Source organism: Duganella sp. sic0402, assembly GCF_019219065.1.
In the GTDB taxonomy this organism is placed as follows: domain Bacteria; phylum Pseudomonadota; class Gammaproteobacteria; order Burkholderiales; family Burkholderiaceae_D; genus Rugamonas.
Genome location: NZ_JAHUWK010000007.1, coordinates 295,010 through 308,580 on the forward strand (window position 1 = coordinate 295,010; position 13,571 = coordinate 308,580).

Genomic DNA, 13,571 nt, shown 5'->3' on the forward strand with positions numbered 1-13,571 from the left:
TATTCGCATTTGATATGCAATAACCTTTTTTGTGTATACAAGAATAGCGGTTGCGAATACATTGTCAAGCGATATAATGACCACATCATGACGACACACTCCGCCAACCTCCGTGAACAGATCGAAGAAATGATCGCTGTAGGCCAGTTGAAGCCGGGCCAGCATCTGGACGAAACCGAGCTGGCCGCGCGCTTTGGCGTGTCCCGCACGCCGATCCGCGAGACGCTGATACAGCTATCGTCGATGGGGCTGGTGGTGATACGTCCACGGCGCGGCGCCATCGTGGCGGAGCTTGGGCCGCAGCAGCTGGTGGAAATGTTCGAGGTGATGTCGGAACTGGAGTCGACCTGCGGCCGCCTGGCTGCGCGCCGTATGACGCCGGAGGAGCAGCAGGCCTTGCTGGCTGCGCACCAGGCCTGCCAGGCCGCGCTGGATGCGCAGGAGCCGGACACTTACTATTATCAGAACGAGATTTTTCACGAGGCGATTTACGCCGGCAGCCACAATCAGTTCCTGATCGAGCAGACGCGCGCGCTATATCGACGCCTGCGTCCTTACCGCCGCCTGCAACTGCGCGTGCGCAATCGCCTGGCCAATTCCTACAACGAGCATGACGGCGTGGTGAAAGCCATTTTGGATGGCGACGGCGAACTGGCGGCGCAGCTGCTGCGCGAGCACGTCATGATTCAGGGGCAGCGCTTTTCCGACTTGATGGCGTCGCTGCCGCAGCTGCGGCAGGACGCGGCATAGCCTTTAAGGCGAAGGCGGTATCGCCGGCAGGCGCGGGAATTTTTCAGCCGGATACCAGAACGTCTTGTGGCACGCCTCGCATGCGTGATCCAGGCCATCACCCAATTTCATCAGCGACTCCACATCGCGCTTGTCGCTGGCCTTCAGCAGCTGCTGCGACGCGTCGCGCAAGTTCAAGGCCAGCGCATTGAAGGCGCTGCGATTGGTATCAATCTGACGCTGCACTTCCGCCGAGCTGTAAACACCGGGACCGGCCGACTCAAACGGCTTATCGGTGACTCTGCGGTCCGCTATCAACAACATATTGCTGGCCTCCAGCAGACGCAATGCGGCGCGGCGTTGCGCTTCCCAGTCTTTCTCGGTTCTGGGATAGTTCTCGATCACCCCCTCCTTGGTGGCGATGGTGCCGGTAGCGTGCCAGATCACATCGGCTTCCGGATCAATGATGTGATTCATCGCATCCTGCAAAGTGACCTGCGCCACCGGCTTTACCGTTTCCGTTTGCTGCTGGCACGCCGCCAGCAGCGCGAACGCCGCCAGCGCTGTCGCGCGTCGTATCGTGTGTTTGCGCATGATCATAAATCGTAGGCATCCGGGCCCGGAGGGGCTTTAGGCAGCGGCGCGTTGTAGCCGAAACCGCGATTGCCATCGGGACCGATCACGCCTGCGCCTGGTCCGATATGCTCATGCTCGACATTGTTCTCATTGCAGGAATATTCGCCGACGCCACGTCCATCGCCGCCGTAATTCCACTTGCGCGTGAACTTGAACGGCTCGCGGTAGTACTTCGGATCGATCACGGTTTCTTCCAGTTGCAGGTGGTGATAGTCCGGCCGCGACCAGCGCTCGATCACCTTGGTTTGATCGCTGGTGGGATTGCCGTTTTCATCCAGCCAGATTTTTTCGAAAGAGGAATCGCGCAAGCCGGTGGTTTCGATCACCAGCGTATCGCCGTCCCAATAAGCGACGTTGGTGCCGAAATAGGTTTTGGTGATTTGCTCTTTCGGCGGCAGGTCGCGCTTCGGTCCGACCGTTGCCGAACGGTGCGTGGTGTAGTGATAGAGCGTGGCGAAGCGATCGGCCGTGTGCAGGATCTCAAACGGCAGCCCGCTGCTATTGTGACGTGGGATCCCGCCATTGATGCAGACCGCCTCCGGGTCCGGCGCGTGGTTCTGCGAATAGATCATCGCGCGCTTGCCCTTTTCGCTGAGCGGCAGGATAAAGCCAGGTTGGTCTTTGCCATGATTACCGCCAGGCGTACCCTTGGCGCGCACGCCTTGCCAGAAGCCGCTGAGGTCCGGTTTGCCATCCGATAAACGCGGCGTCGCCACAGGCGGGCCCTGGTAGTTGAGCGGCTTGAACATTTCAGTTTCCGCATCGCCGTTGTCTGATGCGGCCGGACGCGCCGGAGCGGTGCGGTTTTGCGCCAGCGCGTTGCTACCCAGCGCGGCCAGCACGCTCAATAAGAAGACACGCTTCGCCCACGTCATGCACTTGATCTCCGTATTCATGCTGTTCACTTGGCCTCCGGCTGAGGTGGCAGGTCGGAAGGTTTCGGTTTGTTCTTCCGATACAGCCAATAGCCGGTGGCGCGGCCGTCATTCTCCACATTACCCAAAGGCCAGTCAGGAACGATTTGCTTGTCTGGTCCGAAGTAGCGATTGCCATCGGCGCTGATCTTGCCGGGTCCCGGCTCCAGCTGCGTGGTGATCCAGTAGGTGTTCCATTCGCAGGAAATCTCCTTCAGCGTTTCACCTTCCGGCGCCAGTACGAACTTGCGCGCATACTTGATCGGCTTGCTGTAGTACTTTGGATCGGTCAAGGTCAATTCCAGGTTCAGGTGGTGATGATCGGGGCGTGTCCAGCGCTCGATCACTACCGCTTCGCTGCTGATCGGGTTGGCGTTATCGTCGGCCCACACCCGGCCATCGCTGCTGTCCTTGAACGCATGCGAGCGGATTACCAGCGTATCGCCTTCCCACTTGCCGATGCCATTGCCGCTGTAGCGCGGATCGGGATCGTTCGCAGGCTTGCGGCCGTCCAGCCATGCCAGACGATGCCAGCCCAGTTGATGGAAGGTGGCGAAGCGCACGCCATTGTGTTGTATTTCAAACGGCAGCACGGCAGTAAAGGCGCGCGGTAAGCCGGTGATGATGCAACGCGCTTCCGGGTCGATGACTTTGGTATTGGCGGCCAATGCGGCCTTGCCGGCGTCGGTGTACGGCAACCGGAAACCAGGCAGGTCCTTGGCCAGATTGCCATCGGGTTTGTCGGCTTCGTGCAGCAGCTTCCAATAGCCATTGAGAACAGGTTTGCCCTTGGCGTCACGCGGCGTACTCACATGCTTGCCGGTGTATTCAGTGCCGAGCCAGATTTTTTCTGATTGTTTGGTGATGCTATCGGGCTTGGCTTCGTCGCGGTATTGCGCATCGGCCGTCAAGGCTGCCGCAGATAGAGCCAAGCCAACCGCCATATGCAGCGGATTGATTCGGAAAGGCATTGGGTTCTCTTGGATGGGTGATTTATGGAAAGCACAATTTGCCAGCAAGCTGCACCACCGTCCAATAAGCTTATTGCATATCCATATCTTAAGTGCGCGTTTGGATGGTGGCATATTTGCAGGTAAGCTGCCTGCACCTTGTTCGCTATTGGAGATAAGTATGAAGAAAGTTTTTTTCCGCGCAGTGCTGGTGCTGGCGGTCTGTTCGATCGGGCCGCTGGCATACGCGCACCACTCGTTCGCGGCGCTGTTCGATGCCAACAAACCGATACGCCTGAAAGGGACGCTGACCAAAATTGAATGGACTAACCCGCACAGCTATTTCCACCTCGATGTGGTCGATAGCAAGGGTGTCACGCACAACTGGGCGGTGGAGGGCGCGGGCCCTGGCGCATTGTCGCGTCGCGGCTTCAAGAAAGGCGACATCAATATTGGCGATACGCTGATTGTCGACGGCTATCTGGTCAAGAAGTCCGGCGTGCGCCTGATCGATGGCCGCGTGGTGACTTTACCTGATGGCCGCGTGATCAACGGCGGAACCGAAGGCGATGGCGGTCCCGGCGACGCCAGGCCGGCCGACGCACAGAAAGCACCTGGCACTTGATGCGTCATTATTGTAATTAGCTTACGCTGCCGGGCCTCATATCGGTGTGAGGTTTTATTCTTCGACAGTGGTGTGCGCTGCATGGCAAATTGAGCTTTCGTTAATTTAAAAATGAAAGCGCCGAGATGAGTCCTACTGAAAGCAAACACCACAACCTGCCGCTCACTGCAATCGCGCTGGCAGTTTCGCTGACACTGGTCGCTCCCGCGCACGCTGCGGATACAGGCGGCAGCGGAGAAGATAGCGGTGTGGTGGTGGTGACAGGGTCGCGCGTGAGCGGGCGTACCGTTGAGAATAGTGCGTCGCCCATCGACCTGCTCACGCAGGAAGATCTGGCCAACAGCGGCTCGGATAATCTGCTCGGCGCGCTGGTGGCGCTGGTGCCATCGTTTAATCTGCCAGGACAATCGCCGCAGCCTGACCTGGGTAGTATTGTGCTTGGCGTACAACAGCGCAATCTGTCGCCGGCGTACACGCTGGTGCTGATCAACGGAAAACGCCGCAACACTACCGCCATCGTCAGCGAAGGCGGCTTCTCCGGCTCGGCCGCAGTGGACCTGGGGCTGATACCAACCAGTGCGGTGGACCACGTCGAAGTACTGCGTGACGGCGCATCGGCCCTATACGGCTCGTCAGCGATTGCCGGTACGGTCAACGTGATACTGAAACACAGCGCGCAAGGCGGCAACCTCAGTGTCAAAGGCGGCTCTACCTTCAAGGGCGGCGGCGAGAACGCCAGCATTGCGATTGATAAGGGCCTGGCGCTCGGCGATCGCGGCTTCGTCGATCTGTTTGCACAATTGAACAGACAGAAGCCGGCGATACGCAGCTCGCCACTGAATCGCGGCTATTTGTACTATCCGGCGATCCGCTCCGACGGGGCGCTGTCCACCACGCTGGGCGCGAACAATTCGCTGCCCGCCGGGACCACGCCCAACCCCAAGGAAGCTACGCGCGATAACGCGCCGTGGAAGAACAGCGGACAAAAACTGGATGTCAGAACCGGCAGCGCAGGCTTCAATGGCGAGTACGATCTGGGCAGCGAATTGACGGTGTACAGCTTTGGCACCTATGCCGACCGGCGCGCGTATTCGGCGCAGAATTTCCGCAGCCCGTTCTCCATCTACAGCAACACGCTGGCACGCAGCAATGGCTGGTACGGCTTTTATCCCGACGGCTTCACGCCGCAGGAGTCCACGACTGATCGTCAGGTTCAGCTGGTGGCTGGTCTTCGCGGCGTCCTCGCTGGCTGGAACTGGGACTTGAGCACCAACTACGGCAAGGACAAGGTCGATGTGTACACGGTGGATTCCGCCAACTACGCGCTGCCGGCGTCGGCCGGACAAACCGATTTCTACATCGGCCAGAACGCGTATTCGCTGTGGAGCAATACGCTCGACCTGACCCGCAGCGTGGACACCGGCTGGACCGCCAAGCCGCTGAATCTATCTGCCGGTGTTGAATATACCCGAGAGCGTAACCAGCTCAAGCCCGGTGAGCAGAATGCCTATCTGGGCGTGATCCCTGGCGATGGCGGTGGCGGTAGCGGCGGTTCGCAATCGCTGCCCGGTTATTTACCGCGCGATGCATCCGATACCAGCCGCCATAGCTATTCCGCCTACTTCGGCGCAGGCGCCAATATCACCCAGGCCTGGTTCCTGGACGGCGGTGTACGTGGCGAGCATTACTCCGACTTTGGCAGCAGCGGCTTGATCGGCAAGCTGTCGACGCGCTATGACCTCAGCCCGGCGTTTGCCGTGCGTGGCACAGCGAGCAATGGTTTCCATGCGCCGGCACTGCAAACCGTCTCGTATAGCAATACATCCGGCCGCCCGAATGGCTTGATCTCGTCGCTGGTAAGGCCGGATTCGGCGGCTGGCCTGGCGCTTGGCGCGGTGCCGCTGGCGCCTGAGAAAGCCAAAGGCTACACCTTGGGCCTCACTGGCGCCTTCACCTCGCAAATCAACTACGCGCTGGACTTTTATCAGACGGAAGTGGAGCACACGCTTGGCACCTCCGCGAACGTTGGCCTGGATCGCACCAATGCCGACGGTCTGTTCCGCGACGCGAGCGGCGCGGTATTGAATCCGGCCCAGCTGGCAATTCTGCAGGGTTACTTCACCTCGGCAGGGCTGGCCATCCCGCAGCAAGGCAATGGGCTGACAGCGCATTACTTCACCGATGTCGGCGACGTGCGCAGCCGTGGCCTTGATGTGACAGTCGACGGCAAGCACCGTGCTGGCGCGGCGACGTGGAAATGGAATCTGGCCGCGAATTTCAACACCAGCGCCTTCACGCGAATTTCCGGCATTCCGGCCAAGCTGCAAGGACTGCCGAACATCTCCACCTTGTCGCTCACCATCCAGCAGAACACGCTGTATCTCGCGCCCAGGGATAAACAGATATTCGATGTGACGTATAAAAATGGCGGTTTCTCGGCCAATGTGCGGGAAACCCGCATCGGCAAAGTGCGCCGCTTCTGGACCAACGCCGACAACGCGGCAGCAGGTCTGCCGACCACCGGCGAATGGAACGCTGGCAAACTGTGGACGACCGACCTGACGCTGGGATGGAATCTGGGACACGGTTTTGATGCGAAATTCTCCGCATTCAATCTGTTCAACGAACGCGCGCGCCGTGTGCCGCAGATATCGCGCACCAATGCGTCCAAGGCCCAGTATCAATATGCCTTCGACACCAGCGGCCCACTGGGTGCGGATCTCGGCACGCAATATGCCGCTACGCTGAATTACAAGTTCTAAGGAGAGCGCAATGTCTGTTGGCGCTTTTTTTGACGGGCTGGCGGCGCTGCCCGTCAGCCAGATCATCGGCGAGTCACTGAACCTGTTCAACGCGCTGGATGTGATTCATGTGGTAGGCGTGCTGCTGCTGGCAGGCAGCATCGCCGTAGTGGATTTGCGTTTGCTCGGCTTCGCGTTCCCCGAGGTCGGGCTGGATATCCTGCAAAAGCAGGTACTGCCGATCACCATCATCGGCGCCTTGCTCACCATTCCCAGTGGTATAGGATTGTTTTTACCGCAAGCGGGGCGGATATGGGAGAACCCGGTGCTGCAAGCCAAAGCGCTGTTGCTGGTACTGGCCGCGCTGAACATCGGCTATTGGCACTACAACTTTTCCCGCCATGCACAGTGGAGCAGTGCGCCGGCACTGCCGTGGCAAGCCAGATTTGCCGGGGCTTCCTCACTGCTGCTGTGGACAGCAACGCTGGTCGCTGGCCGTCTGATCGCTTTTTATATTTGAGGAATCAACGATGTCCGTCCCCACGCATCCAGCTGTCATCGAATGGCTGGCGCAAACTTCGGTCGCCCATGCGTTCAACGAAGCCGATCCCTGGATTTTTGCAGGCGTCATGAGCCTGCACCTGCTGAGTCTCGCGCTGGCCTTCGGCACCTCGCTGATATTGAATTTACGCCTGGCCGGCATGGGCTTGCGCGCGAGTCCGGCCGCGAATATCGCCAACTATCTACAGCCGTATATGCTGGCCGCGTTCAGCCTTGTCTTGCTGAGTGGCCTGTGGCTATTCATTGCCGATGTATTGAAATTCTGGTCGAACCCGGCGTTTAAAACAAAACTGGTGCTGCTGATCGTCATTACGGTGGCGCAGGGTTGGCTGCTGCACGGCGCGAAAAGTGGCGCAGCGCCGGCGCGGACGGTTGCCGCGTTCACGGTACTGACATGGTTGGCGGCGATTATCGCTGGCCGTTTGATTGGCCTAATTTAAGGAACCATGCTATGAACAAGAAAATTCTGTGCGGCCTGATGGCTGGCTTGCTCCTGCTTGCTGGCCGTGCTGGTGCGGCGGATGAAAAGCTGCTGGAACAGGCCCTGCAAATTCATCAGCGTATCATCGCATTTGACAGCCATGTGGACCTGCCGTTCGACTATCCAGGCGCGGCTGCGGATGGCAATACCCAGATCGATCTTCCCAAAGTGTCGCGCGGCCAGCTGAAAGGGGCTACGCTGGCAGTTTTCGTCCCGCAAGGCCCACGGACTGCCGAGGGCTATGCCAAGGCGCAGCAAGACGCCGAGCGCAAATACAAATTGATCAAGGCGTTTGCCGAGGATAATCCCGACAAGGCGGCACTGGCCTATACGCCGCAAGACGTGCAAGGGATCGCGGCGCAAGGAAAGTTTGCGGTATTGATCAGCGTACTCAATGCTTATCCACTTGGCGACGATCTGGCGCAAATCGACGCCTGGCATCAGCGTGGTGTACGGGTGCTGGGCTACGCCCATGCGGGAAACAATGCCTGGTCCGACTCATCCCGTCCGAGCAAGACCCTCAACGATACGCCCGACGAACACGGCGGACTGTCGGATCTTGGCAAGCAGGGCGTGGCGCGGCTGAATCAACTCGGCATCCTGATTGACGTGTCGCAGCTGACAACGCCCGGGCTCAAGCAGGTGCTGAAGCTCAGCAAGGCGCCGGTGGTGGCGAGCCACTCCGGGCTGAAAGCCATCGTGGATGCGCCACGCAATCTCAGCGACGAGGAGCTGGACCTGATCAGGCAGAACGGCGGTGTGGTGCAGGTGGTCGCCTTCAGTAACTATCTGCGCAAGGCGCCGGAGGGGGCGAAAGCCGCCCCGGCCACCGTGGCGCAATTCGTGGAGGCGATTGCGTATGCCAGCAAGCGCATCGGCATCGACCACGTTGGCATCGCGTCGGACTTCAACCACGGCGGTGGCGTGGAGGGATGGCAAAATGAGGGAGAGGCGCAAAACGTCACCGTCGAGCTGCTGCGGCGCGGCTATTCCGAGCGCGACATCGCCAAACTATGGGGCGGCAATTTCCTGCGCGTGCTGGGCGAGGCGCAACGGCGCGCCACCAAGCATTAACTGACCGATCTGCGGATGATGCGTATCGGCTTGGTCTGATTGTGCACCGGGTCCGGCGGCAGCATGTCGGCCAGCGTTTGCTGGTCCAGCACTGCCAGAAAGGCGCGGGTGGCGTCGTTCAGCGTGTGTTTTAGCTTGCAGTCGTTGGTCAGCGGGCAGGTGTCCACCGCTTTGTCGAAGCACTCGGCCATGAAAAAATCGGTCTCGGTGGCGCGCACCAGCTCACCGATATTGATGTCCTTGGGCTCTTTGCCCAGCCGCAGGCCGCCATTGCGGCCGCGCACCGTCTCCACCAGTCCGGAAAGGCCGAGCTGATACACCACCTTCATCAGATGGTTTTTCGATATCACATGCAGGTCGGCGATGTCCTGGATGGTGACCAGGCGATCACGGTTGGCTGCCAGGTAGAGCAGCGTGCGCAGTGAGTAATCTGTAAATGAAGTAAGACGCATGCATCTATTTTACATGCTTGTGCGTGATCTTGCGCACGGACGCTTGAGATAGCCGTTCGCATACTGTCGGGAGACAGAAGGAGGCACTATGGATAACGAGGATGCACGCCGTCAGTTCATCAGCGAATTGTGGCAGCGTTTTGAGCAATTGCAGGCCTGGGCGGTGGAAAACTGGCCCGATAAGGACAATCCGCTATCGAGCACGGATTTCGTCGAATCGCGCAAGGAGATACTGGGACTGCGCAATCCTGCCCAGACGCCAGGCCGCGCACGGCTGGAAAACGAACCGGAGCCGGAGCAGGGCGGGGCGCAGTACGTGGACCTGAATCCCGCGCCCTGGCCTTGATTTAGTCGTGCACCACCGGCTTGCCGATCAGGGCCAGCATCCAGGCGATCACGCTGATCACCAGGCTGGCCAGCACGCCCCACGCCAGTTTCAGCGCGCTGTCGAACAGCAGCGGCGCAACCAGGCCTGACACCAGCGCGAACAGCAGCATCTGGATGAAGGACTGCATCGACGAGGCCAGCCCGCTGTTGTTCGGGAAGTAGGCCAGCGCGATCAGCGACAGCGGCGTCATGGCCAGCGCCAGGCCGAAGGAATAAATAAACAGCGGCAGCACGGCCCACGGCACGGCGGCGGTAAAGGTGGCGTTGTAGGCGACGTTGATGACGCCAGCGCTGATCATCACCGCAAAGCCAGCCCATACCTGCGCCTTGCGTGAGAATTTGTGCGCGAACTTGCCCGACAGCGCGGAGCCGATCACCATGCCGCTGATCAGCGGCACGAACATCCATGCGAACGCGGTTTCCGGCAGGTGCAGGATGTTCATCACAAAGTAGGCGGCGGAGCCGATGTACAGCGCCACGCCGGCAAAGCTCATGCCGACCGCCACCGCCAGCAGCAGGAAGTGATGGTGGCACAGCACTTTCCAGTAGTTTTTGGCGATCACGCCCGGATGGAAGGGATGGCGGTCTTTGACCGGCAGGCTTTCCGGCAGCGCGCGATACACCGCTACCAGCATCAGCAGGCCGAAGGCACTGAGGAACCAGAACACCGAGCGCCAGCCGAAGCCGACTTGCAGCCAGCCGCCCAGCACCGGTGCGATGGCGGGCGCCAGGCCGAACACCATCATGATATGAGACAGAATTTTCTGCGCAGCGACGCCGTCGAAACGGTCCAGCACAATTGCGCGTCCCACCACCGAACCGGCGCCAGCGGCCAGGCCCTGCACGATGCGGCAAGCCAGCAGCACGCCGATTGACGGCGCCATCGCCGCCACCACCGACGCAGCGATATAGGCGATCAGCGAGACGATGATGACCGGACGGCGGCCGAACGAGTCGGACAGCGTGCCGTAGAACAGCATCATGAAAGCAAAGCAGAACAGGAACATCGACAAAGTCTGCTGCACCACGATAGGACTGGCGTCGAAGGCGTGGGCGATGGCCGGGAAGGACGGCAGATAGGTATCGATTGCCAGTGGCCCGACCATGGAGAGGCCTGCCAGCAGCAGCGTCAGCAAAATGTTCATGAATAGCGTATTGTTCGTTGGACCCGGCATTTTACGCGATATGCGCCGGGTGTATAAGAAAGGCTGAAATCCTTCGTTCGCGTGCGGCGCTGGACTGGTTATGCTGCGTAGTGGGCAAATGCGCCCATGCTTTCTGAATTCGAGACATTATGACAAGAGATACCTTTGACGGCACGTCCGTCAAGCCATCGCACTGGAACCTGGCCAGCGTGATCGAGCAACTGCGCGTATCGCGCGAAGCCACCCACAATATCCGCCACCATGGCCGTGTGCGCGAACTGCCGTCGCGCGAGGCGCTGACCACCATCGTCAACGGCCTGCAGGCGGCGCTGTTCCCGACCCATTACGGCCGGCCCAACCTGACCGACGAGAGCATCGATTTCTTCGTCGGCGACACGCTCAACACCACCCTCAACCGCCTGGCCGAGCAGGTGCGGCGCGGCTTGCAGTTCTCCGCCGAAGAGGCGATACCCGATGAGGACGCGCTGACCCGCCAGGCCCGGGACATCACGCGCCAGTTTGCGGCCGGCCTGCCGGAGATACGCGGACTGCTGGTGTCGGACGTGCAGGCGGCGTTTTCCGGCGACCCTGCCGCCACTTCGGTGGCCGAGATCATGCTGTGCTATCCGGGCACCATCGCCATCCTGTATTACCGCCTGGCGCACAGCCTGCACCGGCTTGGCTCGCCGTTCCTGGCGCGGCTGATTTCTGATATCGGCCATTCGCTGACCGGCATCGACATCCACCCCGGCGCGCAGATCGGTGCCAGCTTCTTCATCGACCACGGCACCGGCGTGGTGATCGGCGAAACCGCCATCATCGGCCAGCGCGTGCGGCTGTATCAGCATGTGACGCTGGGTGCCAAGCGCTTCCCGGCGGATGAGCAGGGCATCTTGATCAAGGGCGTGCCGCGCCATCCTATCGTGGAAGACGACGTGGTGATCTACGCCGGCGCGACCATTTTGGGCCGCATCACCATCGGCGCCGGTTCCACCATTGGCGGCAATGTGTGGCTGACGCAGAGTGTACCGCCGGCCAGCAATGTTTCGCAGGCGCAGATGCGCAACGACTAGTTTATTTGGCTTTGGCCTTCTTGGCCTTGGCGGTCTGCTCGCCCTTGACGGCGCTTTGCAGATTCTTCAGCGCGCCGAAGATGGCGCCGGCGTTCCCGGTCGGGATCACTGCCGCCAGCCCGATCAGCGCCGTCACCACGGTGATGGTGCGGGTGATGTTGTCGATATTCTTGATCACATCCCTGGCCTGGCTGGTCACGGCGACCAGGTCGGCCACGCTTTGCTCGGCCTCGGCGATGATCACACCGACCGCACGCGTGACCAGGTCGCTGGCCACGTTCAGCAGCGTCACCTCCAGCGATTGCAGCGTGGCGCGCTCCTTCTCTGGAATGTTGGGCCAGTTTTCCGGCGCATACAGATAATCGCCCAGCGCGGTGGACGCATTGCGGAACTGCGCCGACAGCTGCAGCGCGTCATCGGCGGTGAGGGTGATGGTGCTCATGTGCGCTCCTTAGTCTGCGCGGACCGCGTTGTAGGCGGCGCGGATCTGCCTGGTGTAGCGCTTCAGGTCGGCCAGCAATTGCTGGTGATCGAGCTGGTCGCGGCCATCGTACAAAGCCCGATGCGCGATGCCGATGCGCTTCAGCGATTCAATATAGAGCGGGATGGCCTTTTCGCGTTCATCGAACAGCGCGTTGGCCGCATTCAGGCTGGCCCAGGCTTGTTCGGCCGCCACCGGTTCGCGGCCGTTCTCGCGGGCGAGCGCGTGCAGCGTGCGGTAATAGCGGTTGGCGCTGGCGCGCTCGATCTTCAGCGATGCATCAAACGCCTGCATTGACTGGACAAGGGCTGCCAGCACCGCCTGGATCGGCGCATTGCCCTCGGCGATCAGCTTTTTCAGCTCGCGATGCCGATAGCCGTTGAGTGCCGCGTCGGCCAGCAGCTTGCCGATGGCTTTGGCCGGCGCGGCGCGGGCGGCATCCAGGTGATGTGCCTCGACGGCGGCATCGACCAGGCCTTCGACTTCCTCGGCGCCGGTGGGAATCTGATCGCCGGCCAGTTCACCCAGCGCGGCCATATAGTGCGACACCACCTTGTGATACACCTGCAATCGCGCGGCTTGCGGCAGGCGCTGCTGGTATTCGGCGTCGAGCTGGGCACGCTGCTGCGACTCGGCTTCCAGCGTAAACGTCTTATTGATCAGCGGACTGCGCGCGTAATCATCGCTGAGCCGCGTGTAACCGGCGCTGAGGGAGGAAATCTGGCCGAACTCCTGCACCGCCTGCAGGTTGACGCAACCGCCCAGCAGCGCGGCGAAAGTGCACAAGACAAGCAATCGCATGGCCATCCTCCGAACAATTGAAGATTGTCGCAAAGAATACTACAAATGCTAACAATGGCTAGCACGGCATGCGATTTTGTATAATTTGTGCCACTGACTATTTTCGAAGCACAGATATGCAAACTGCGACTATGTTGAGCCTGGCGGGTTCGGTAACGTGTGTGGGCGTCTTCATCGGCCGCAAAAACTGGATACTGGCGTCGGCCTTCCTCTGCTCGATTGCCTACACGGTGCTGGCGCAAGTGGTCAGCGTGCCGGAAATCCCCGGCATCGTCGTGCAGGCCCTGCCGTTCCTGTTCCTTGCCCTGGTCGTCTACGAAGTCCTGCAAAAACTCGTCATGAAGTAAATCCGGGGTCAGTTCCGCCAAACGTACATGAGTTCGTGTACGTTTGGCGGAACTCGTATATTGAGCATACCGCCCCATCATCGGATAAAGTGGTAGAGGCGGCCAGGCAGGGTGATGCCGATCGGAATTTGGGCCATTGAGCCCGTGGGTCAGATTGGTACCCCTGCCTGTTTC

Annotated in this window: 16 protein-coding genes; 9 read left to right on the forward strand and 7 right to left on the reverse strand. The window is 60.3% G+C overall.

Going from position 1 to position 13,571, the window contains the following annotated elements; all coding sequences use genetic code 11:
- Positions 1-87: 87 nt before the first annotated feature.
- Complete coding sequence (locus tag KW842_RS18390; protein WP_218305550.1) at positions 88-750, forward strand: GntR family transcriptional regulator; 663 nt, start codon at positions 88-90, stop codon at positions 748-750.
- A gap of 3 nt (positions 751-753) precedes the next feature.
- Here KW842_RS18390 and KW842_RS18395 read toward each other — a convergent pair whose 3' ends face one another.
- Genes KW842_RS18395 through KW842_RS18405 form a run of 3 tightly spaced genes read right to left on the reverse strand, consistent with a single transcriptional unit; the run spans position 754 to position 3,250 of the window.
- A complete protein-coding gene (locus KW842_RS18395) occupies positions 754-1,323 on the reverse strand; it encodes a cytochrome c (RefSeq protein WP_218305551.1) in 570 nt (189 codons plus the stop codon).
- A 2-nt stretch (positions 1,324-1,325) separates the two neighbouring features.
- Positions 1,326-2,240, reverse strand: a complete 915-nt coding sequence (locus KW842_RS18400; protein WP_218305552.1) for a hypothetical protein — start codon at positions 2,238-2,240, stop codon at positions 1,326-1,328.
- Between the two features lie 26 nt (positions 2,241-2,266).
- The gene (locus KW842_RS18405) at positions 2,267-3,250 is read right to left on the reverse strand and encodes a hypothetical protein (RefSeq protein WP_218305553.1); all 984 of its coding nucleotides are present in this window, start codon (positions 3,248-3,250) and stop codon (positions 2,267-2,269) included.
- 160 nt (positions 3,251-3,410) lie between these two features.
- On the opposite strand from KW842_RS18405, the gene KW842_RS18410 reads away from it, so the two are divergent.
- The 5 genes from KW842_RS18410 to KW842_RS18430 all read left to right on the forward strand — a co-directional run bounded on the left by KW842_RS18410 (position 3,411) and on the right by KW842_RS18430 (position 8,711).
- A complete protein-coding gene (locus tag KW842_RS18410) occupies positions 3,411-3,854 on the forward strand; it encodes a DUF6152 family protein (RefSeq protein ID WP_218305554.1) in 444 nt (147 codons plus the stop codon).
- A 125-nt stretch (positions 3,855-3,979) separates the two neighbouring features.
- Positions 3,980-6,616, forward strand: a complete 2,637-nt coding sequence (locus KW842_RS18415) for a TonB-dependent siderophore receptor (RefSeq protein ID WP_218305555.1) — start codon at positions 3,980-3,982, stop codon at positions 6,614-6,616.
- 10 nt (positions 6,617-6,626) lie between these two features.
- Positions 6,627-7,115 carry a hypothetical protein gene (locus KW842_RS18420; RefSeq protein WP_218305556.1) on the forward strand — a complete coding sequence of 163 codons (489 nt, stop codon included), beginning with the start codon at positions 6,627-6,629 and terminating at the stop codon, positions 7,113-7,115.
- A 10-nt stretch (positions 7,116-7,125) separates the two neighbouring features.
- Positions 7,126-7,596, forward strand: a complete 471-nt coding sequence (locus KW842_RS18425) for a DUF6644 family protein (protein WP_218305557.1) — start codon at positions 7,126-7,128, stop codon at positions 7,594-7,596.
- Between the two features lie 11 nt (positions 7,597-7,607).
- On the forward strand, positions 7,608-8,711 hold the full coding sequence (locus KW842_RS18430; protein ID WP_218305558.1) for a dipeptidase: 1,104 nt from the start codon (positions 7,608-7,610) through the stop codon (positions 8,709-8,711).
- On the opposite strand, the gene KW842_RS18435 is transcribed toward KW842_RS18430, so the two are convergent.
- Complete coding sequence (locus tag KW842_RS18435; protein WP_218305559.1) at positions 8,708-9,163, reverse strand: Rrf2 family transcriptional regulator; 456 nt, start codon at positions 9,161-9,163, stop codon at positions 8,708-8,710. The two genes, KW842_RS18430 and KW842_RS18435, sit on opposite strands and share 4 nt — an antisense overlap.
- A gap of 88 nt (positions 9,164-9,251) precedes the next feature.
- Here KW842_RS18435 and KW842_RS18440 point away from each other — a divergent pair, with 88 nt between their 5' ends.
- On the forward strand, positions 9,252-9,509 hold the full coding sequence (locus KW842_RS18440; protein ID WP_218305560.1) for a hypothetical protein: 258 nt from the start codon (positions 9,252-9,254) through the stop codon (positions 9,507-9,509).
- A 1-nt stretch (position 9,510) separates the two neighbouring features.
- Here KW842_RS18440 and KW842_RS18445 read toward each other — a convergent pair whose 3' ends face one another.
- Positions 9,511-10,695 (reverse strand): multidrug effflux MFS transporter, encoded by a 1,185-nt coding sequence (locus KW842_RS18445; protein WP_218305561.1) that lies wholly within the window; start codon positions 10,693-10,695, stop codon positions 9,511-9,513.
- 149 nt (positions 10,696-10,844) lie between these two features.
- Here KW842_RS18445 and epsC point away from each other — a divergent pair, with 149 nt between their 5' ends.
- Entirely contained in the window at positions 10,845-11,768 is a 924-nt protein-coding gene (gene epsC / locus KW842_RS18450) for a serine O-acetyltransferase EpsC (RefSeq protein ID WP_218305562.1), read from the forward strand.
- Between the two features lies 1 nt (position 11,769).
- Here epsC and KW842_RS18455 read toward each other — a convergent pair whose 3' ends face one another.
- Positions 11,770-12,210 carry a hypothetical protein gene (locus tag KW842_RS18455; RefSeq protein ID WP_218305563.1) on the reverse strand — a complete coding sequence of 147 codons (441 nt, stop codon included), beginning with the start codon at positions 12,208-12,210 and terminating at the stop codon, positions 11,770-11,772.
- A 9-nt stretch (positions 12,211-12,219) separates the two neighbouring features.
- Positions 12,220-13,050, reverse strand: a complete 831-nt coding sequence (locus KW842_RS18460) for a hypothetical protein (protein WP_218305564.1) — start codon at positions 13,048-13,050, stop codon at positions 12,220-12,222.
- Positions 13,051-13,166: 116 nt separating this feature from the next.
- On the opposite strand from KW842_RS18460, the gene KW842_RS18465 reads away from it, so the two are divergent.
- Entirely contained in the window at positions 13,167-13,397 is a 231-nt protein-coding gene (locus KW842_RS18465; RefSeq protein WP_218305565.1) for a hypothetical protein, read from the forward strand.
- Positions 13,398-13,571: the final 174 nt, after the last annotated feature.